The following is a 22,221-nucleotide window of genomic DNA, read 5'->3' as shown; positions in this document are numbered from 1 at the left end:
CATTATGGATCTCAAAGACCAATTAAAAAACTTATTTCCTGATCACGAAGCAGAGGAAATTCCCGTTGAAAAAAAAGTAGATAATCCCATTTGGCTTCAAGACGACCCTATTATTTGCAAGTACGAAAAGCGTAAGGGCAAACCGATTACAATTTTAGAGGGATACACTGGCGCCGATGAAGATTTTAAGAAATTAGCGAAAGAATTAAAGACCAAATTAAGTGTTGGCGGTAGTTTTAAGGATGATAAAATAATCATTCAAGGTGATTACAGGGACAAAATCATGGCAATACTGAAAGATAAAGGCTTTTCTGTTAAGCGAGTAGGTGGTTAATTAAGCAAAATCACTACCTTGAAAGTTCCATTTGTTTTCTGTTAAATAATTTTATAACGTTGTTATTAGTATTATTTTTAATCTAATCAAACTAAATCAAAGCTGGTATGAGTTCTCTCTTGCACATAACCAACGGCGATGTTTTCACCGAACGTCTCCAAAAATTAAACTTAGATGGCGATGTCATCACATGGCGCGAAATGCTATGCGAAGGACAAACACTCCCTAACGTAGGTACAGAATCTTTCTGGAAAGCTCGTTTCGAGTTTTTGCATAAAAATTATAAAGTTTCAAAATCTTGGTTTATAGAAAAGACCCTCAAAGAATACAGGTCTTTATGTAGCCACAAACAACAAGATCATATCGTTCTTTGGTTCGAGTATGATCTTTTTTGTCAAGTAAATATGCTAGCGGTTATTAGCTGGTTGTTAACCCACAGAAAATACGCACAAATATCATTGGTGTGTAGCGGTAAAGAAGACAAGTCTAATAAGTTGTATAGCCTTAATGAGCTTTCTGATGAGCAGTTACTTGGTCTGTATGATAACAAGAAGGTATTATCACAAGATGATACGGAATACGCAGATTATGTATGGCAGCTATATTGCAGTAATAATCCTATTCGTCTAGAAAACTTAACAGATTTCAATAACTATCAATTTGATTATCTAGGTGATGCTATAAAAACGCATTTAAAACGTTTTCCTAGTATTAACAACGGTTTAAATGAAATGGAGAACACCATTTTACAACTTGGTATTGACAGAAAGCCTAAATCTAAAACGGAATACATGGATGTTTTGCTTAAAAACCAAGGTAACCTAGGTTTTTCAAACACGCAATACGATCGTGCCCTAACGAGGTTAAAACCATTGATTACAAGCTTAAATCCTGTTCGCCTTTCTAAAAAAGGTAAAGAAATTTTAGATGGTCAAACAAGCTATTATTCTTGCATACAAGACAACGATGTGTATTTAGGTGGTGCTTTGAAGTACAATTTCCTTTATAACACGACTACGAACCGAATCTTAAAATTATAGCATGCAATTAAAGCCTGCTGAGCTTATCATCAATGAAGATGGTAGCATCTACCACCTGAATTTATTACCACAAGATATAGCAACCACTATTATAACCGTAGGGGACCCGGACAGGGTTCACCAGGTTTCTCGTCATTTTGATACTATTGAAGTAAAGAAAGGAAAACGAGAATTTCATACGCATACCGGACATTTGAACGGTAAACGTATTTCGGTGATTTCCACTGGGATTGGAACGGATAATATTGATATTGTTCTAAACGAGTTAGACGCTCTTGTTAATATTGATTTTAATACAAGAACACTCAAAGAAAAACACACCACTTTAAATATTATTAGAATTGGAACAACTGGTGCCATTCAACCAGATATTCCTATTGATTCTTTTTTGATCAGTAAATATTCAATTGGTTTTGATGGATTATTGCACTTCTATGAGCATGATAAAATTAACTATCCTGACATAGAAGATGAATTTATTGCCCACACCTCCTGGGATGCTAATAAAGCGAGACCATATGTACTCTCCTTCTCAGAAAAACTTGGAAAACTGTTTAGCGATAATCGTATACGATTAGGATTCACAGCAACAAATACAGGCTTTTACGGACCACAACAACGTCAATTGAGAATTAAGCCCAGTCAAATGGAATTGATGGAGAAATTATCGACCTTCAAATTCAAAGAACTTAAATTAACGAATCTAGAGATGGAAACTTCAGGCATTTATGCCCTAGCCCAGCTCTTAGGTCATGAAGCGGTTTCCATGAACTGTATTTTAGCCAACAGATCAACGGGCGAGTTTTCAGTAACGCCAACGGCATCTGTTGATAGGTTAATAGAATTTTGCTTGAAACGATTGGCTTAACGTACTTTTACAATATTTAAATATTGTACTTCTTATTTTTACGCAAATCTTATCATGAAAAAAGACAACCTAAAACATAGAGATATTAATTGGCTTTATTTTAATGAACGTGTTTTGCTTGAAGCTAAAAGTGCCGACACGCCCTTATTAGAACGATTAAAATTTTTAGCCATTTTTTCATCTAACCTAGATGAGTACTTCAAAGTACGCGTTTCTCAACTACGTCAAATAAAACATTTAGATAAAAAGTTTCGAAAGAAACTAATGTTTAAAGCCAATAGCACTCTACAACAAATATTACAAACCATCCATGAACAACAAGTTGAGTTTGGCAATGTTATTAAGGCGACTCTTTCCGAATTAGAGGATCATAATATCTATGTTCGAAATACTTCCAACTTTACGAACGAACAAAAACAATTCTTAGAATCATTATTCGACGAGCAAATAAAAAAGTTTTGTTCCGTACATAAAGAAAACCTTGAGTTAACGGATGGCACCCTTTATTTAGCGGTAGCCCACCCAAACCAAGAATATAGTATTGTTGAAATACCCACTGAAAACCAAGACAGATTTATAAGAGTACCCGGCGACGGACATCAATTTTGTTATTTAGATGATGCCATTAGATTGAACATTCAAAAATTACTGCCTTCCAAAGACATAATTGGTTGCTATTCCATAAAACTTTCTAGAGATGCAGAATTGTATTTAGAAGACGACTATTCTGATATTGAATTAGTAGAAAAAATTTACAATTCATTGGATAAACGTTTATACGGTCAAGCAACTCGTTTACTGTATGATGAATCTATGCCAAGTTGGTTGATAGAATCACTTAAGACGGATTTTAAGTTAGGTACGGTAGATTTATCGCCCGGTGGAGCATATCATAATCTATCAGATTTCTTCTCTTTTCCACTACCGGAAGGAACAGAACACTTACAATACCAAGCCAAACCAGCTTTACCGCATCCAGAATTATCATTTAAAAAGAATATATTCCAAAGCATCTCCACAAAAGACCAATTGGTACATTTTCCGTATCAAGACTTTAAAGTGGTTGAGGACTTTTTGACCACAGCAGCTACTGACCCCAATGTTAGTGCTATAAAAATGACTATTTATCGTATTGCAAAGTCTTCCTCATTGGCAGACGCCATCCTAACGGCATTAGACAACGGTAAAGAGATTACACTATTCGTAGAAGCTCAGGCTAGATTTGATGAAGCCAATAATATAAAATGGGGACGTATTTTTGAGGAAAAAGGTGCCAAAGTTATTTTTAGCATACCCCAAGTAAAAGTACATTCTAAAATAGCAATGGTATTCAGAAATGAAAATGGCAGGGTAAAACGATACGCCTACATAGGCACCGGAAATTTCAATGCTAAGACCTCCAAAATATATTGCGACCACGGACTTTTTACTGCTAACAAAAAAATAACCAAAGATTTAGGTCAGGTTTTTCAGGTTTTGGAAAGAAAAATTATTGTCCCAAAACTAAAACGCCTAAGGGTATCGCCATTTACTACTAGAATAACGTTTTTAAACCTTATTCAAAACGAAATCAATGCTGCGCGGGAGGGCAAAAAAGCTGCCATAACCGCTAAAATGAATAGTCTTGAAGATTCTGATATGATTAGGGCGTTATACAGAGCCGTTAATGCCGGTGTTGAAGTCAGACTCATCGTTAGAGGGTTTTGTTGCTATTTAACCGCCAATGAAGACCTTAGCGAGGGAATGAAGGACAATGTTTTCATCACCAGTATTGTAGATCGATATTTAGAACATGGTAGAATTTACCACTTTGAAAATGGAGGAGATGAATTGATGTATATTGGTTCTGCAGATTGGATGACGCGTAACCTAGACCGACGAATAGAGGTATTGACCCCTATTCTAGATGCCGATATCTTTGAGGAACTAAAACATATTTTAAACCTACAGCTTAGTGACAATCAAAAAGCTCGTGTTCTAGATTTAGAAAATTCCAACAAAAAAGTAGAGCAATTACCTAATGAAGAAAGTATCCGCTCTCAATATGCCATATACGATTACCTTAAAAACAAACTAGATGAAAACTGTTAGAATCATAGGTGTACCAGAACATTTTAACCTTCCATGGCACTTGGCTATCGAAGAAGGTGCATTTGAAGAAAGAGGAATTAATTTAGAATGGACAGAAGTACCGGAAGGTACCGGTAGAATGAGCGAAATGCTCAAAAAAAACGATACCGACCTTGCCATTATCTTAACAGAAGGTATAGTTAAAAGTATTACCGAGGGCAATGCCGTAAAAATTATTCAAGAATACATTGCCTCTCCCCTTCTTTGGGGAATTCATGCAGATGCCAAAAGCTCTTTTACCTCTCTGAACGATTTAAAGGGCACTACGGCCGCAATTAGCCGTTACGGTAGCGGTAGCCACCTAATGTCTTACGTTCAAGCCACAGAGATGGGTTGGGATACCAAAAATTTAAAATTCGAATTAGTTAACAATCTAGACGGAGCCGTAGAAGGATTATCTTCCGGAAATGCCGATTATTTCATGTGGGAACGTTTTACCACAAAACCCTTGGTGGATAGTGGTGTTTTTAAACACTTAGGAAATTGCCCTACCCCTTGGCCGTGTTTCGTATTGGTAGGTACAGATTCATTTCTAAAAGAAAACGAAGGTCTATTGAATCACATACTTGAAATCATCAACATGTATACCGTTGAATTTAAACAAATTCCTAGTATAGATGCAACATTAGCTAATAGATATCATCAAAAATTAGAGGATATACAAGAATGGCTGCAACTTACGGAATGGAGCCAAAAACAGTTACCAGAAAGCACGTTGATCAAAGTTCAACAGACGTTAATGGAATTAAATTTAATAGAAAAAGAGCTTCCGGTCTCTCAAATACTAAAGTAACTATATCGCAGCTAAGCTAAAATGCTTTTGAATTAGTGCTTTGAATGTTTCATCAGAAAGTGGTTTTTGAGCAAAATCGGCTATATACTTATCATCGGTAGCACGCTCCTTATCTTCTTTGTTATCACTTATTGTAACTAGAACAATGGTAATCTGATCTTTAAGCTTTTTTGGAACTAGTTCATGATAAGCATCTATAAACTGCCACCCGTCCATAACAGGCATTCTTAAATCTAACATGACCATACATGGCAATTCTAATTGCTCTTGACCTTTACCAAGAATGAAATCAATAGCTTCTTGACCGTTTAAAGCAGAATTGATATTCACGTCCATATCCAATTTATTGATGAAGATGGAATGTAAAAAGTTACTTGCATCATCATCATCTACCAATAAAATAGTATTTAACCTATCTAAATTATTCATTTGAGCTGTTATTTAAGTTATCATCTAGCTTTGCACCCCAAAGTACAAACTAAATATAAAGTGTTTAATAAATATCTAACTTACCACGCTATGCTTTTATTGCCCAAATCATCTAATATTTTATTACAAGACGAAAAATGTTGATTTCCAAACCAATATCCGCGATTGGCACTTAGCGGTGAAGGATGACCAGATGTCAATAAAATATGCTTTTTTGCATCGATTAGTTTTGCTTTTTTCTTAGCAAAACCTCCCCACAACATAAAAACAATGTTTTCACTATTTTCTGAGAGTTTTGATATAACTGCATCGGTAAAAACTTCCCAACCATGTTTTTGATGGCTTCCAGCTTCATGAGCTCTTACGGTAAGCGTTGCATTTAATAACAAAACACCTTGTTCAGCCCATCTTTCCAGGTTTCCGCTTTCTGGATAAGGAATATTTAAATCGCTCTCTATCTCTTTAAATATATTGATTAATGATGGCGGATGTTTTATACCATCTTTTACTGAAAAACATAAGCCGTTAGCCTGATCGGGACCATGATAGGGATCTTGCCCTATAATTACAACTTTGGTTTCTTCAAACTTACAATGATTAAATGCCGAAAAAATGTCAGTATACTGTGGATAACATGCATGTGTTTCATATTCATGTATTACAAACTTTGTTAAACCTTGGAAATAAGGCTTTTCAAATTCTTGTGACAACTGTTTCTTCCAACTACTATCCAAATCAGAATTCATCATATATTTATTTTCTAGCTCCGCACCAAATTTACCATTAACCTTTTGAAAATTCAATTTCAGGAAATCATTGACACGCTAAAACTAATTATTATGTTTTATAACCTAATTCAAAATCGGATATGTAAGCATTTATAAGAATTTCATTGTCAATGCGTACCTTTGCAGCTCATTTAATTAGAACGTGGCAAACATACATTCCAAAACATTACAAGATTTAGAATTCCCTTCTGTACTACAACAAGTTTCAGCTCGTTGCCATACGGAATTAGGCAAAGAAGCGGCTCTTGAAATTGCTCCGTTCATTACAGACGAGTTCATCAAAATAGAGCTTGGTAAAACAGCAGAATACCTATCATCACTTATTAGTGAAAACCGGATTCCTAATCACGGGTTCGATGCCATTAATGCCGACCTGAAACTGCTGAAAATTGAAAACACAACACTAGAGCTACAAGGGTTCAAAAGAATTGCAAGTATCTGCACTACTGTAGTCCAACATCAAAAATTCTTTAAAAAGTTCAAGGAATACTACCCCCTATTTTATGATTTCGCTTTAAAATTGGAGCAAAACACTGAAATACCTGTTTTGATCAATAACGTAATTGACAGATTCGGAGAAGTAAAAGACAATGCATCTAATGAGTTATTTGTTATCAGAAGGCAAATAAATGCCGTTCGTGGAAAAATCAGTCAAAGCTTTGGTTCTGCCTTAAATTCTTATCAATCATCTGATTATTTGGACGAAATAAGAGAGTCTGTTGTTGAAAATAGGCGCGTTTTAGCTGTTAAGGCAATGTATCGCAAGAAAGTGAAGGGAGCCGTAATGGGGACTTCAAAAACCGGAAGTATTGTTTACATTGAACCTGAAGCTGCTTTAAAATATAGTCGCGAACTCAATAATCTAGAATTTGAAGAGAAAGAAGAAGTACAGCGCATACTAAAACAATTAACGAACCAAATAAGACCATTTAGAGCGCTTTTAAGCGATTATCAAGATTTTCTGATGCAAGTGGACGTTATTGCCGCAAAAGCTAAATACGCAGAAGATATTAACGCTTTATTACCAAAAATCAACTCTAACAACAGATTGTTCTTAAGGGACGCCTTTCATCCTCTGTTGTTTCTAAATAACAAACGAAAGGGAGAAAAGACTTATCCCCAAACCATTGAGCTGCATGATGAAAATAGAATTATAGTTATTTCTGGTCCTAACGCAGGTGGTAAGAGTATTACACTAAAAACTATTGGCTTACTTCAAGTAATGCTTCAAAGCGGAATGTTAATTCCTGTTCACGAAAGAAGTGAAGTTTGTTTCTTTAAAAAGATTTTAACAGATATTGGAGACAACCAAAGTATTGAAAATCATCTAAGTACGTACAGTTACCGTTTAAAGAACATGAACCAATTTTTAAAGCGTTGCGACAACAACACTTTATTCTTAATCGATGAATTTGGTACAGGTAGTGACCCAGAACTTGGCGGTGCACTTGCAGAAGCCTTTTTAGAGGTTTTCTACGAAAGGGGCTCATATGGTGTAATTACAACCCACTACGCCAATTTAAAAGCACTGGCAAACGAGTTACCACATGTAACCAATGCAAATATGCTTTTTGATGGCAAAACGTTAGAACCTACTTTTCAATTAATTTTAGGGCAAGCTGGTAGTTCTTTTACTTTTGAAGTCGCTCAAAAGAACGGTATCCCCTATTCATTGATCAATAAAGCCAAGAAGAAAATAGAGCGAGGCAAAGTTAGATTTGACGCCACTATTGCCAAACTACAAAAAGAGCGTAGTAAAATGGCACAAACCGGCTCTAGGTTAAAAGAAGAAGAAGTCAAGGCTAGGGAAGAGAATGAAAGGCTAGAAAAATTAAACGCCAAAATAAAATCAAAACTTGAAAACTACCAAGAACTCTACGATCATGATCAACGTATGATACAACTGGGCAATAAAGTAAATGTTGCCGCAGATAAATATTTTCAAGATAACAAAAAACGACCTTTAGTTTCTGAGTTATTAAGAATCGTTGAAACCGAGAATAGCAAGCGAAAGAAGAAAACTGCGAACCAGGCTAAGGCTGAAAGAGCTAAAAAAGCAAAAGTAGCCCAAGAGGTCCAAAAAGAGGTCAAGGTAATTCGTGAGAAAAAGAAGGTTGAAAAGAAAAAGGCTATTTTCAAGGAAAAGAACAAGCCTAGACCTGTATTTAAAATAGGGGATCGTGTACGTATGTTAGATGGGAAGGCCGTTGGTAGTATTGATTCACTTGAAAAAGGCAAAGCTATTGTCAACTACGGCATATTCACTACCAATGTTAGTGTAGACCAATTGGAAATGGTTCAAAAAAAGAAATAACTCTCTATTACAACAAGTTACAATTAATCGTATACGATTAATTAGAGTGTAAAAACCAGTAATAGCCCATCATTATAAGATTATTTGTAACTATTTCTTGAAACAGATTTTATAAAAATGTTATGAACGGTTGTTTAAATATTGTTTTAATTTTGTCCTGTGAATTCTAATAAAAAAATCATTCTTTTTGATGGTGTATGCAACCTATGCAACAGCAGTGTTCAGTTTGCTATTAAGCGAGATGAAAATGATATTTTTAGATACGCTGCCCTACAGAGCGAAACAGGTGAAAAATTATTAGCTGAACGTAATATCGATACTAATGAAGTAGACTCCATAATTCTTATTGAACCTAATATTGCCTATTACACAAAATCTACGGCAGCGTTGGAAATTGGTAAGGACCTGAAAGGACTTCGTACAATTTCCTCCATTTTACTATGGCTTCCGGAGTCTTTCAGAAATATCGTATACGATTTTGTTGCCGCAAATAGATACAAATGGTATGGTAAAAAAGAAGCTTGCATGATACCTACCGAAGAATTAAAGAGCAAATTCATTTAGAAATTACTATAATATCCTCTTAAAGCTATTTTTAATCCTAATTTCAAAACTTTTACCCCTATCACTTTTTAACTCAACACATTTAATTTCAATTATTTATCTTATGTCGGTAGGTGATAAAGATTAAATTACATGAGTAAAGAACACAAGAAAAGTTATAAAAAAAAGAGATATGTGATTCCGGCAGTTTTAATTATACTGCTTATTGTAATACGTCTATCCCTCCCCTATTTTGTAAAGGATTACGTTAATAAAGTTTTAGCAGACATACCTGGTTATAACGGTCATGTTGAAGATATTGATCTATCTATTATAAGAGGAGCATATACCATACACGGTATGTATCTGAACACTGTAAACGGTAATAGCGAAATTCCTTTTTTAGATTTTAAGAAGACCGACATATCCGTTGAATGGAATGCCCTTTTACATGGAAAAATAGTCAGCGAAATTGAAATGACAGAACCTACTATTCTCTATGTATTTGAAGACCAACAAGACACAACCGGCGTAGCCGACACGGAGGATTGGTCTAAAGCACTTACAGATCTGGTCCCTATAAACATTAACCAGCTTACTTTAAAAAATGGAAAATTCGCTTTTTTACAATTACAAGCGGATCCAAATATTGATTTACACTTATCTAATGTTGAACTATCAGCATCTAATCTTAGGAACGTAGTTGAAAAAACAAGAACCCTACCTTCTAACCTACATGCTACCGCTACATCTATAGGAAATGGAAACGTCATTTTAAACGGAGATATGAACTTGGTTAAAGAGATTCCTGATATGGACTTGTCATTTAGTCTAGAAAATGCCAATGCAAATGCTTTAAACGACTTCACAAACTTTTACGCGGGTATCGACTTTGACGAAGGTTCTTTTGATCTATTTGGAGAATTAGCTATTGCCGATGGTTATATGAAAGGTTCTTTTAAACCTATTTTAAAAGATGCCAAGCTCATTGGAAAAGAAGACGGATTCCTGAAAACACTATGGGAAGGTTTTGTAGGCTTTTTTAAGTTTGTTTTAAAAAACCACAAGAAAGATACCCTAGCTACAAAAATACCTGTAGAGGGAGACCTTAACAACGTTAAAACAAAGATTTGGCCAACAGTCTCTAGGATATTTAGAAACGCTTGGGTACAAGCCTACAAAGAAGTTGTAGATGACGATCTTAACTACGAAGATGCTACCAAAGGTGCTGACAAGTTAAACGATAAGAAATCTAAGTAAAAAGTATCTATTTCTTATAGTTATCATCCCAATTCTTAACTTTTGGCTCGTTTAGTTTACCAACGGATTTTGCTACCATCATAGAAACAGATGCATCACCAGATACGTTTATAACCGTTCTGCACATGTCCAAAGGTCTATCAACAGCAAAGATCAAAGCTAAACCTGCTTCAGGGATTCCCGCTTGAGCAAGCACGATAACCAGCATGACCATACCTGCTCCCGGTACCGCGGCACTTCCTATAGAAGCCAATGTTGCAGTGACAATGATTCCCAATTGTGCGGATAAACTTAACTCCATACCAAAAGCTTGTGCTATAAATACCGCTGCAATAGCTTGATACAAACTTGTTCCATCCATATTTATAGTCGCCCCAATAGGCAGTACAAAACTTGTTACTTCTTCGTCTACGCCCAAATGTTCTTCAACCCTTTCCATAGTCACTGGCAAAGTCGCAGCACTTGAACTCGTAGAAAAAGCAAGGAGTTGGGCAGGTGACATACCTTTCATAAAAGTACTTGGTGAAGTTTTAGTAAATAACCAAACCATAATAAGATACACCCCTAACATCAGTGAAAGTCCTAAAATAACACAGAATGCATACCATGCCAATGCTTTAAACAAATCTAAGCTAGGCGATTCTACAATCAAAGCGGCTAACAAAGCAAATACACCGTATGGTGCAGCCAGCATTATCAAATCTATCAGCTTTAATATTACCTCATTAAATCCATCAAAGAATTTTTTAACAGGTGTTGCCTGTTCTTCAGGTATCAATATTAATCCTATACCGAAGAAAATGGCAAAGAAAATTACTTGTAACATGTTGCCATTATCAGAGGCTGCTGCAAAGATGTTACTTGGAACTAGGTCTTCTAAAGCCTGTAAAGGTCCGGCTTCTTTCTGTTTATCTGCCTTACTTTTAATAGCATCTGCATCGCCTTTATAGTTTTCAACTAATTCCATTCTAGTAGCCTCAGTAATAGATGATCCTGGTTTTACAATATTAACAACACCTAAACCAATAGTAACCGCTATAACTGTTGTTGCGATATAGATACCGATGGTACGACCGCCCATTTGAGAAAGTTTGGAAATATCCTTTAAATCGGACACCCCTTTTATCAAAGAACCCAAAATAAGAGGAACGGCAATAAGCTTTAATGAGTTGATAAAAATATTACCAAAAGGTTTGATCCAATCTGAAATAAATTTTGGTCCCCAATCTAATTGAACCATGGCTAAAGCAAATAAAACCCCTGCTAACATTCCGATTAGAATTTGCCAATGCAACTCAAGCTTCCTCATATAATAATTAGTTTAGGGAAGTAAGATAGTATTTTGCTAGGAAAAGTGCTAAAAACGCAACCTATAATTTTATAGTGCGGTTCAATAGGGTATAATCTGCTAAAACCAATGCAGTCATAGCCTCAACTATAGGCACGGCTCTAGGCACCACACATGGATCATGCCTACCTTTACCTTGTGTTTTAACCGTATTACCTTCTTTATCAATTGTTTCGTAACCCTGAATAACGGTTGCAACAGGTTTAAAAGCTACGTTGAAGTAAATATCCATTCCGTTACTTATGCCGCCTTGTATACCACCACTATAGTTGGTTTTTGTAGAACCATCTTTATTAAATTGATCGTTATGCTCACTACCTTTCATCTTAACGCCTTCAAATCCGCTTCCGTATTCAAAGCCTTTAACTGCGTTTATGGACAACATCGCCTTGCCTAATTCAGCATGAAGCTTATCAAAAACCGGTTCTCCCAAACCAATCGGTACATTTTTGGCAACACAGGTAATAATTCCACCAATGGTATCTCCATCTTTTTTAATAGACTTGATATAATCTTCCATTTTTAAAGCCATTTCTGGATCAGGACAACGAACAGCATTAGATTCTGTTAATGACAAGTCTAGTTCCGTATAATGCTTACCCAAACTCATATCCCCAACTTGAGATACAAAAGCCTGAATTTCTATACCTTTTAAAAACTGTTTTGCAATGGCACCTGCCACTACTCTACTGGCAGTTTCACGTGCAGAACTTCTACCACCACCTCGGTAATCTCTAAATCCATATTTCTTATCATACACGTAATCTGCATGAGATGGTCTATAAGAATCTTTTATATGCCCGTAATCTTTAGATTTTTGATTAGTGTTATGAATTGCAAACCCAATTGGGGTTCCCGTAGTTTTTCCCTCAAAAATTCCCGAATAAAATTCTACTTCATCTGGTTCTTTTCGTTGGGTAACAATAGCAGACTGACCTGGCTTACGACGATTTAGATCATTCTGTATGGCATCAAAATCTAACGCTATCTCTGACGGACAGCCATCTATAACTCCACCAATTGCCTTTCCATGTGATTCTCCAAAAGTGCTTACCCTAAATATATTCCCAAAGGTATTTCCGGCCATAATACGTACGTTCTAATATAATATAATGCAGTTTGTAAAACTTACAATTCAACTGACATCAAAGGTAAATGTTAAATGCTGGAAAGAAAAATTTAAAAAGCGCTTAATATTAGCTTAACCTTACTCTTTTGTGATAATGATTATTTAACCTTATGATTAAAAATTGTTGACCAAGTAAGTAGCTGTCACGCATGCCTTTAGGTTTAATTTTGCCTTAAAAATTATCCCCTTGAAAAAACGCCGTCTTGAAATAGCTGTTTTATCAGATGTTCATTTAGGTTCATATGCATGTCATGCAGAAGAATTATTGACCTATCTATCTAGTATAGACCCAAAAATTCTTATTCTAAATGGTGATATACTTGACGCAAAGAAAATGCGCAACAACTACTTTCCCCCTTCCCATTTAAAAGTAGTAAAGAAGATATTCTCCTTGGCTGCCAAAGGTACCGTTGTTCATTATATTACCGGTAATCGTGATGAGCCTTTTCGTAAGATTGACGACCTTTATATGGGAGCAATCCAGGTATCCAATAGACTTACATTAAAACTTAATGGAAAAAACACACTATTCTTTCATGGTGATATTTTTGATTTTTCATTTCGTCACTCCCAATGGCTACTAAATTTTGGAGGTGCAGGTTTTGACATTTTACTAAAACTTGCAAAACTTAAGACCAAAGCACTGAAATTATTTGGAAAGAAAAACAAACCGTTTTCTAATCCAGATTTAGAACATGGTAATCGTGACCCTGAACAAATTGCACTATTTGAAAAGAACGTAGCCAAAATGGCTATTAAACAGCATTATGACCATGTAGTATGTGGACATAGCCATGCACCGAACAAACAACTTTTTGAAACAAAAAAAGGAGAATGCCTATATCTAAATTCCGGAGATTGGGTAAAACATATGACAGCCCTTGAATATTCTTTTAAACGTTGGAAACTCTACCGTTATGAAAATGACAAGCTAGCTTCATTTTATATGGATGAGGAACTTAAGTCTATGGACATGAACGAACTCATTGCAACAATAACCGATCGTAAAGAAAGAAAACTAAAAAATAAGAAAGAGAAAGGCGGACTAACAGATTAATAATTACACTAAAGCTTCTTTCAATATACTTACCGGGTGTTTTGCTATTCTCTTAGTACCATCAAATATTTGATGTCTACAACTTGTACCATTGGCTGCAATTATTGTTTCTGCCGATGATTTGTTAACTGCAGGGAATAATTTTAACGACCCAATTTTCATACTAGTTTCATAGTGGTCCTCTTCATAACCAAAAGAACCAGCCATACCACAACAACCAGATGCTATAATGGTCACCTTATAGTTTGTAGGTAGATTCAAAACATCAAAAGTTACTTTTTGATTACTCAATGCTTTTTGATGGCAATGATTATGAATTTTTATATCTCTAGCTTCATCCGTAAAATCAGACGAGCTTAAATTACCATCAGCTATCTCTTGTGCTAAAAACTCTTCAATTAAAAATGAGTTATCAGCTATTTTCTGCGCTGTCTCTTTATCAGCTGTCATACGCTTGTATTCATCTCTAAAAGATAAAATGGCCGACGGCTCCAAACCTAAAACAGGTAAACCTGCATCTGCAAACTTCTTTAATTCGTTTACATTCTTAACCGCCAATTTTTGAGCTTGTTTTAAAAAGCCTTTAGAAAGGAAAGTTCTTCCACTTTCCGCATAATACAATTCTACATTATACCCAAGAGCGGTTAATAGCTCAATAGCATCTTTACCTACCTCTATATCTAAATATTTGGTGAATTCATCAATAAACAAGACTACTTTTCTCTTCAACTTAGTATTTTGATTACAAGTTTTTTGAAGATGTTTATTGAAATTAAAACTATAAACTTTTGGCAAACTTCTTTCTTTTGCAACTCCGCTAGTTTTTTTCAGCAAACCTCCAAAAAAGTTAGAGTCGTAGATAGCATTCGTAAGTCCAGAAACCTTACTTCCCAATCCGTTCAGCTTGGTGTTATAAGCAAACAACTTACCCCTTAAAGAGTAGCCATTAGCCTCTTGGTATTGATATAAAAATTCTGCTTTTAAAGTAGATACATCTACATTACTTGGACACTCACTTGCACAAGCCTTACAACTTAAGCAAAGATCAAATGCTTCTTTAATTTCAGGACTATCGAAACTATTTTTAGCAGCACTATTTGGGTTCGTTAAAAACTCTCTTAATGTATTGGCCCTACCTCTAGTAGTATCTTTTTCATTTTTAGTAGCATGGTAGCTAGGACACATACCACCGTTCATATGATGTGTTTTTCTACAATCACCACTTCCATTACACTTTTCAGCAGCTTTGAGTATACCCTCACTATCAGAAAAATCTAGTAATGTCTTAATCTCAGGCTCTTTGCGGTCTACTTCATATCTAAATGACTTATCCATTGGGTAAGCATCTACTATTTTCCCTGGATTAAAAATACCATTTGGATCAAAATACGACTTGACCCTTCTCAATAGCTGGTAATTATTATCACCGATCATTATGGGTATAAACTCTGCACGCACAATGCCATCGCCGTGTTCACCACTAAAAGAGCCTCTGTATTTTTTTGTAAGTCTGGCAACGTCTGTTGTAATATCCCTAAAAAGACCTACATCGCTAGATTTCTTAAGATTCAATATTGGACGCAGGTGCAATTCACCCGCTCCTGCATGGGCATAATACACTGCACTTTGCCCGTAACCTTTCATAATAACAGAAAATTCTGCAATGAAATCCTTTAAATCTGGCAAGGCAACCGCAGTATCTTCTATACAAGCTACAGCTTTCATATCCCCTACAATATTACCTAACAAGCCCAGACCTGCTTTACGCAATTCTATAGCTTTGGGTATTTGATTTCCATACAATACAGGATTAGCATAACTAAGCCCAGATTTAGCTATGGTCTGCTGTAACGAGGCCACAGCTTCATTTAACTCTATTTCTGTATGCGCCGATACTTGTAACATCAGTAACGCAGCTGGATCACCTTCTACAAAAAACCGATTAGCCAATTGCGCACGGTTATTCTTGGTACAATCTAAAATGACCTTATCCATCATTTCACATAATTGTAACGGGTGTTCCATTACTGGAACCACATCCATTAAACAATCTTCTAAAGACGTATAATGAGTAACCACCATTGCCGATAATGCCGGTGGAAGGTCATCTAATTGAACGGTAATTTCAGTGGTAAAAGCCAGTGTTCCCTCACTACCACATAATAATTCTGCCATATTGAAATAAGGCAATTCACCACCTAATACATCTGATTTCAATAATTCATCTACCGCATAACCAGTACTTCTTCTATGAATTTCAAGCTTTGGAAAATGCTCTCTTATTTCAGATGCTATATTACTATCATCAAGTTCTTTAAATACACTATTGTAAAGTGATGCTTCAAATGTGTTTTCTTGTTGTTTTTGTTTAAATTCAGCCGTAGTTATTCTGCCAAACTCGGCTTCACTACCATCTGACAAAATAGTTTTCATTGAAATAACCTTGTCTCTTGTTACCCCATATTGAATAGATGTGGTACCAGAAGAATTGTTGCCCACCATACCACCGATCATACATCTATTTGATGTTGATGTATTAGGTCCGAAAAACAAACCATATGGTTTTAAATATTGATTTAACTCATCCCTAATTACACCCGGCTGAACGGTTACTTGTTTTTTATCTTGATCTAAGCTTATAATTTCTGTAAAGTGTTTAGACACATCGACCACCAATCCATCGCCCACACATTGCCCTGCTAACGACGTACCTGCCGTTCTAGGTATGAGTCCTATTTTTTCATTGTTGGCAAATTGTATAATTTTTTTGATATCCTCAACACTTTTTGGGAAAGCGGCCCCTAAAGGTATTTTTCTATATACAGACGCATCTGTAGCATAGATTGTCTTGGTAAGATTATCAAATCGTACATCTCCCTCTATATCTTGTCGTAACTTTGACAGCGAATTATTATCCAACGTAACACAATTTTGATTGCTAAATTAAGTTTTATTGTGTGAGCTACATTATAAATTGGCTCATTTTTCATCACAAAAAAGAATAACTATATGAAGATTTTAAAAGGTATTACGGTATTCATTTTTATGGCAACCTGTTCGCTATCTGCACAAGAAATATCTAATCATGCCCTAGGACTACGATTAGGGGATAGTGACGGATTCGGGGCTGAAGTCAGTTATCAAAAGTCACTTACACGTGACACTAGAATGGAATTTGACCTAGGATGGAGAGATAGCAGGAATTTTAACGCTTTTAAAATAGCGGGACTATATCAATGGGTGAGACCTATTGAAGGTGATTTTCAATGGTATTATGGCGTTGGTGGCGGATTAGGAAGTGTTGACTTCCCTGGAGATGACGGCGGATTATTTGTGTTTGCCGCTGGTGATGTGGGTATAGAATACAATTTTGACTTTCCTTTAATTCTGTCATTGGATTTTAGACCTGAGTTGGGCGTTGTAGGTTATGACGGCTTCTCCGATAATTTTGATTTTGATATTGGACTAGGTATACGCTACCAGTTTTAAGCTTAATAATTGTAATATTAAAAAGACCTTTAACCATTGCGTTAAGGGTCTTTTTTTATATCCTATATATAAGTACATTTGTAACTTAATCTAAGTGAAATTTATGAAAAATAGTATTTTAATACTGCTTGCAGGAGTCTTATTGTTCAGCTGCAACTCAAAACCAGAAAGCTTTACTTTAAACGGTAAGTTGAGAGGTGAAATGACAGATGGCACTCGTGTTTTCTTGAAGAAAATAGGAGAAAACAATCAACCGATGGAAGTAGATACCGCTACAACTACGAATGGTGAATTTACTTTTACCGGTAAATCTGATATCCCTGAGCTTCACTACATTTTTGTTGAACAATTACCAGGTTACACTGCCGTAATTCTTGAAAATGGAGAAATACAATTTAGCGCACAAAGAGATAGTATGGGGTTTGCCGATATTAGCGGTACTTTTCAGAATGACACTTTTGCAGACTACATGGAGCAATCAAGAGAAATTTCTCTTCAGGCACAATCTATTCAACAAGATATGAAAGCTGCTTCAGGAGAATCAGCATTAGCATTGCAAGATGAAATGAAAGAACTTCAAGAAGAGTACAAAACCTTTGAGCTTGATTATGTAAAAAGTCATCCTAAAGCATTAATATCTGCTTTGGTACTGGATAGAGCTGTTGCGACTAAAGCAGTTGAATTAGAAGAAGCAGAAGAAATTTATACAACACTTTCAGAAGAAATAAAAAACTCTAAACCTGGTAAACAAATACAAGAAGGTATAGAAAAATTAAAGGCTTCTGAAGAAGCTGGCAAAAATTCAAGCATTGGCGCTAAAGCTCCAGAATTCTCAGGACCTAGCCCTGATGGAACTGAACTTGCCCTAAAAGATGTTATGGGAAAAGTAACCTTAATCGATTTCTGGGCAGGATGGTGTAGACCTTGTAGAGCAGAAAACCCTAATATTGTTGCAGTTTACAATAAGTATCATGATAAAGGATTAAACATCTTAGGTGTTTCTTTAGATAGAACTGATGAAGCATGGAAAAAAGCAATTGCAGAAGACGGATTGGTTTGGAATCATATCTCTAACATTGCATACTTTGACGATAAAATTGCTAAGCTTTATAATGTTGACGCAATACCTGCTGCATTCTTATTAGATGAAAACGGAGTTATCGTTGCTAAAAATTTAAGAGGACCAGCTTTAGAGGCTAAAGTTGCCGAACTACTGAACTAAACCTTATATCACAAAATTAAAAAGCCCGAACAGCAAATGTTCGGGCTTTTTTTATATGTTTAAAATTGATTGATTAGAATGAACCCCTAACATCTCTAAAGGTTCCTTCAACCGCAGAATTAGCTCCTCGGTTAACCCTTCCAAAGATATTTACCACAGAATCATCTCCTATAAACTCTATAGTAGCACCTTCATTAAGATTAAGATCTCCATAAATGGTCAAGTTACCTTCTACCCTTAATGTTGCTCCAGAATTGATGGATACATTTCTTTGCCTGTTATTTCTACCAACAACCAACGTTCCACTCATTTCAAATAAACCACCGGTATTTAAATTAACACCATTTTGTACAGTCCAAGATCCGCAAAGCAGCAAATTACCGCCTATATTCATACTATTGAACCTCTTTGACCCTCTATAAGCAAAATTGTCTCCGCTATTTACGTTTAAGTTTGAACTACCTGAATAAGCATTCAAATCCTCACAACGTGCTACCAAACTATCATCTGGTCTATTTAATTTTATAATTTGAAAACCTTGTTTTCCGGAAGCAGCAAAAATATAATCACCTTTTGTTGCCACATAGTTTATTGAACCTGTTAACTCAATTACACCAACACCAACAGTATTATTATCATTAGTTTCAGAAAGACTTAATCCGCCAGCACCATTTGCCATTAACAGCACATTTTCATTCACTGCTACACCGTTAGTTACAATTTCACCTGGTTCAGCATTTTCCGGACTTGTTAAAATTGGCAGGTATTCTACAAAGCTACCTGAGGTTGCGTTATATACACCGGCTCCTTTTATCCCTTCCGAAACAACTATATTTTGATTAAAGAAATCTAATGTACGCTTAGCATCTATTCCAAAATCGGAATCAATAGCTATACTACGGGTAGTGTTTAAATTCTGATCCAAAAAACTAACACCTTGAGCAGCATCTAAAACAGCCATCTCATTACCGTTATATGCTACTGAACGTAAATCTGAAAATGCAGCTTCGTTCAACACACTTAAATCATTTTTATCATAGACAACTACAAAGCCATCCTGTCCGCTGGTTACTACCGCTTTATTATCTATAATACGCACATCAGTAGCATTAAAGCCTTCTTGAAAACCATAAGTAATGTTAGACGTATTCATTCTGCCACCACTTACCGCAATTTTTGCAACCAAAGAATTAGCCGTAGCCGTTACCGATTGCTCTGCATCTACACCACCTGCAACATAAACATATCCATTATCATAGGCTATAGAATTTAAATCTGCATTGGTATAATAAACTCGTGAGGTTACCCTTGGACTTGTAGGATCACTAATATCAATGACATCAATAGCACCAACATAGTCTTGACCAACCGTATTATAGGAGACATAACCATAATCACCATCTAAGGCAACATGAGTAGCAGCTAAGTTTTCTCCGTTGGTAAAAGTTGGCGGTTCAATTTGCGCAACTAGAGAAAGTGGATAATCTCCTGCTTGCTCATCTTCATCTTTTCCTGTAACACTTGTTCTTTTTGCACTAGCTATTGGATCTTCAAAAATATCCAAGACACCGGCTTGTTCAAAACTAACGCTATTATCTAGCTTAGATTGATCGGTTTCACTTACTAAATTATCTTCAGGATTTTCAAAAACAGTAGTTTCATCACTACAACTTGCTATAAATAAAGACGCAGTTACAGCAGTAAAACATACTTTTCTTACAGATAGGGGTAATTTCATTTTGATCGGGGTTTTTGCAATAACGACCCGACCTTTGCGATTGTTGTCTATACACAGGGAAATACGATGAAATGCACTTTATTAGGGTAAATCATACACTTTATCCATAAAATATTGTAAAGTAGCTTAAATCTTACCCATTTTTTCTAGAACTAATAACAATACAATTGGCAAAGCCAATAAGCCCACCATAAGAGTATCTGTCTGTAATAAACTTGGCATAAATAAAAGTGTGGTTAAATAGCCACCTATTGCACCGCCAAAGTGTGCAGTATGCCCAATGTTACCCAATCTTTTCTTCATTCCATAAATTGAATACAATAGATAACCTATACCCACAACATATGCAGGGACAGGAATTGGTATAAACATAATACCTAATCTCATATTTGGTTGAAGAAGAATTGCCGAGTACAAAATACCGGTTACCGCACCACTTGCCCCAACTGCAGAATAATATGGTTCATCTTTATGAAAACTTAAAGCCAACAAGCTACCTCCTAAAAGGCTTACGGCATAAATGATTAGAAATTTTGTAGTATCAAACCAATTAATTACAACGCCCGCGAAGAAATATAAGGTTAACATATTAAAAAGCAAATGAGAAATATCTACATGCAAAAAACCTGAGGTTGCCATACGGTCCTTTTGCCCTGCCTTAATAGCACCAATACTGAATTTATACCGTTCAAAAAATGAGGTATCATTGAATCCCTTCATTGACACTAATACATTTGCCGCTATTATTGCTATTGTCGCTATATCAATGTTGTACATTATCTGCCCTTTATTTGGCGTCAAATATAACTATATTTGTCCATAATTTTTTTGAGAATGCAACTATTGGCCTTTGTTTTAATCTATCCATTTTTATGGGTCGTTTCCATTTTGCCACATCGTCTATTTTACGGTTTATCTGATATTGCCTGTTTCTTTATATATCGTGTTTTTGGATATCGAAGAAAAGTGGTTCAAGAGAACTTGAATTTGGTCTTCCCAGACAAGACAAAGGAAGAAATTCACCGTATTGAAAAGGATTTTTACAAACACCTTTGCGATATGTTCTTAGAAATGGTAAAAACCATGAATTTAAGTAAAGAGGCGGTCGCTAAAAAGTACCAACTTGTTAACCCAGAAGTTTTATTGGAAATAGAAAAAGAACGCAGTATTATAATTTTATGTGCTCATTATGCCAATTGGGAATGGAATGTAAGTATCAATAATTACGTGAACTCTAAAGGATATGCCGTTTATCAAAAAATAAATAATTCTTATTTTGATAAATTCATTAGAAAAGTAAGAGCCCGATGGAACACCACATTAATAACACAAGGCCAAACCGCTAAAACGGTTATTAAAAATTATAGAAATAATATACGATCAACTTATGGTATGGTCAGCGACCAATCTCCACAGGCACATAGAGCACATTATTGGACGGACTTTATGGGCATTACCGTTCCAATTTTTAACGGCGGAGAAGCTTTGGCTCGCAAAACAGGGTTAGCAACGGTATTTCTGAAAGTCAGTAAGATAAAACGTGGTTACTACAAAGCAGAATTTATTCCTATAGCCGTAAACAGCAAAGAGACTGAAGAGCATGAAATTACAAATACTTTCTTAAGGCTCACAGAAGAACAAATAAGAGAAAAACCAGCGTATTACCTATGGACTCACAAACGCTGGAAGCACAGAGGTAAAAAACCTGCCGCGTTTGCAGAAGTAAATTAATATTATAA

Annotated in this window: 19 protein-coding genes; 12 read left to right on the top strand and 7 right to left on the bottom strand. The window is 35.7% G+C overall.

Annotated elements, in window-relative coordinates; genetic code table 11:
- Nucleotides 1-4 precede the first annotated feature (4 nt).
- From PXD56_RS07865 to PXD56_RS07845, 5 genes are all read left to right on the top strand, one after another.
- A complete protein-coding gene (locus PXD56_RS07865; RefSeq protein WP_276492786.1) occupies nt 5-334 on the top strand; it encodes a translation initiation factor in 330 nt (109 codons plus the stop codon).
- 107 nt (nt 335-441) lie between these two features.
- A complete protein-coding gene (locus PXD56_RS07860) occupies nt 442-1,374 on the top strand; it encodes a DUF1835 domain-containing protein (RefSeq protein ID WP_276492785.1) in 933 nt (310 codons plus the stop codon).
- 1 nt (nt 1,375) lies between these two features.
- Nucleotides 1,376-2,242: a nucleoside phosphorylase gene (locus PXD56_RS07855; protein ID WP_276492784.1), complete on the top strand. Its 867-nt coding sequence runs from the start codon at nt 1,376-1,378 to the stop codon at nt 2,240-2,242.
- Nucleotides 2,243-2,296: 54 nt separating this feature from the next.
- Nucleotides 2,297-4,333 (top strand): polyphosphate kinase 1, encoded by a 2,037-nt coding sequence (ppk1, locus tag PXD56_RS07850; protein WP_276492783.1) that lies wholly within the window; start codon nt 2,297-2,299, stop codon nt 4,331-4,333.
- A complete protein-coding gene (locus PXD56_RS07845) occupies nt 4,320-5,165 on the top strand; it encodes a substrate-binding domain-containing protein (protein WP_276492782.1) in 846 nt (281 codons plus the stop codon). Before ppk1 ends, PXD56_RS07845 begins: the two co-directional genes overlap by 14 nt.
- On the opposite strand, the gene PXD56_RS07840 is transcribed toward PXD56_RS07845, so the two are convergent.
- Nucleotides 5,166-5,594 (bottom strand): response regulator, encoded by a 429-nt coding sequence (locus PXD56_RS07840; protein WP_276492781.1) that lies wholly within the window; start codon nt 5,592-5,594, stop codon nt 5,166-5,168.
- An 80-nt stretch (nt 5,595-5,674) separates the two neighbouring features.
- Nucleotides 5,675-6,340 carry a uracil-DNA glycosylase gene (locus PXD56_RS07835; RefSeq protein WP_276493273.1) on the bottom strand — a complete coding sequence of 222 codons (666 nt, stop codon included), beginning with the start codon at nt 6,338-6,340 and terminating at the stop codon, nt 5,675-5,677.
- Between the two features lie 184 nt (nt 6,341-6,524).
- Here PXD56_RS07835 and PXD56_RS07830 point away from each other — a divergent pair, with 184 nt between their 5' ends.
- From PXD56_RS07830 to PXD56_RS07820, 3 genes are all read left to right on the top strand, one after another.
- Nucleotides 6,525-8,696 (top strand): endonuclease MutS2, encoded by a 2,172-nt coding sequence (locus tag PXD56_RS07830; RefSeq protein ID WP_276492780.1) that lies wholly within the window; start codon nt 6,525-6,527, stop codon nt 8,694-8,696.
- A gap of 159 nt (nt 8,697-8,855) precedes the next feature.
- Nucleotides 8,856-9,260, top strand: a complete 405-nt coding sequence (locus tag PXD56_RS07825; RefSeq protein ID WP_276492779.1) for a thiol-disulfide oxidoreductase DCC family protein — start codon at nt 8,856-8,858, stop codon at nt 9,258-9,260.
- 132 nt (nt 9,261-9,392) lie between these two features.
- The gene (locus PXD56_RS07820) at nt 9,393-10,499 is read left to right on the top strand and encodes an AsmA family protein (RefSeq protein ID WP_276492778.1); all 1,107 of its coding nucleotides are present in this window, start codon (nt 9,393-9,395) and stop codon (nt 10,497-10,499) included.
- 7 nt (nt 10,500-10,506) lie between these two features.
- Here the strand turns inward: PXD56_RS07820 and PXD56_RS07815 are convergent, their stop codons facing one another.
- A complete protein-coding gene (locus PXD56_RS07815; RefSeq protein ID WP_276492777.1) occupies nt 10,507-11,808 on the bottom strand; it encodes a dicarboxylate/amino acid:cation symporter in 1,302 nt (433 codons plus the stop codon).
- 61 nt (nt 11,809-11,869) lie between these two features.
- Nucleotides 11,870-12,934, bottom strand: a complete 1,065-nt coding sequence (gene aroC, locus PXD56_RS07810; protein ID WP_276492776.1) for a chorismate synthase — start codon at nt 12,932-12,934, stop codon at nt 11,870-11,872.
- Between the two features lie 229 nt (nt 12,935-13,163).
- On the opposite strand from aroC, the gene PXD56_RS07805 reads away from it, so the two are divergent.
- Nucleotides 13,164-14,033: a UDP-2,3-diacylglucosamine diphosphatase gene (locus PXD56_RS07805; RefSeq protein ID WP_276492775.1), complete on the top strand. Its 870-nt coding sequence runs from the start codon at nt 13,164-13,166 to the stop codon at nt 14,031-14,033.
- Between the two features lie 3 nt (nt 14,034-14,036).
- Here the strand turns inward: PXD56_RS07805 and PXD56_RS07800 are convergent, their stop codons facing one another.
- Nucleotides 14,037-16,952, bottom strand: coding sequence for an FAD-binding and (Fe-S)-binding domain-containing protein (locus PXD56_RS07800; RefSeq protein ID WP_276492774.1), 2,916 nt, complete (start codon nt 16,950-16,952; stop codon nt 14,037-14,039).
- Between the two features lie 90 nt (nt 16,953-17,042).
- On the opposite strand from PXD56_RS07800, the gene PXD56_RS07795 reads away from it, so the two are divergent.
- Both PXD56_RS07795 and PXD56_RS07790 read left to right on the top strand, forming a co-directional pair.
- Complete coding sequence (locus tag PXD56_RS07795; RefSeq protein WP_276492773.1) at nt 17,043-17,522, top strand: hypothetical protein; 480 nt, start codon at nt 17,043-17,045, stop codon at nt 17,520-17,522.
- Between the two features lie 103 nt (nt 17,523-17,625).
- On the top strand, nt 17,626-18,744 hold the full coding sequence (locus PXD56_RS07790) for a TlpA disulfide reductase family protein (protein WP_276492772.1): 1,119 nt from the start codon (nt 17,626-17,628) through the stop codon (nt 18,742-18,744).
- Nucleotides 18,745-18,817: 73 nt separating this feature from the next.
- Here PXD56_RS07790 and PXD56_RS07785 read toward each other — a convergent pair whose 3' ends face one another.
- Both PXD56_RS07785 and PXD56_RS07780 read right to left on the bottom strand, forming a co-directional pair.
- Nucleotides 18,818-20,482 carry an LVIVD repeat-containing protein gene (locus PXD56_RS07785; protein WP_276492771.1) on the bottom strand — a complete coding sequence of 555 codons (1,665 nt, stop codon included), beginning with the start codon at nt 20,480-20,482 and terminating at the stop codon, nt 18,818-18,820.
- 126 nt (nt 20,483-20,608) lie between these two features.
- A complete protein-coding gene (locus PXD56_RS07780) occupies nt 20,609-21,259 on the bottom strand; it encodes a rhomboid family intramembrane serine protease (RefSeq protein WP_276492770.1) in 651 nt (216 codons plus the stop codon).
- A gap of 57 nt (nt 21,260-21,316) precedes the next feature.
- Here PXD56_RS07780 and PXD56_RS07775 point away from each other — a divergent pair, with 57 nt between their 5' ends.
- Nucleotides 21,317-22,213 (top strand): lysophospholipid acyltransferase family protein, encoded by an 897-nt coding sequence (locus tag PXD56_RS07775; RefSeq protein ID WP_276492769.1) that lies wholly within the window; start codon nt 21,317-21,319, stop codon nt 22,211-22,213.
- The last annotated feature ends 8 nt before the right edge of the window (nt 22,214-22,221 follow it).

The organism is Maribacter zhoushanensis (assembly GCF_029350975.1).
GTDB classification, from domain to species: Bacteria; Bacteroidota; Bacteroidia; order Flavobacteriales; family Flavobacteriaceae; genus Maribacter; species Maribacter zhoushanensis.
This window is presented reverse-complemented; position numbering and strand designations above follow the sequence as displayed.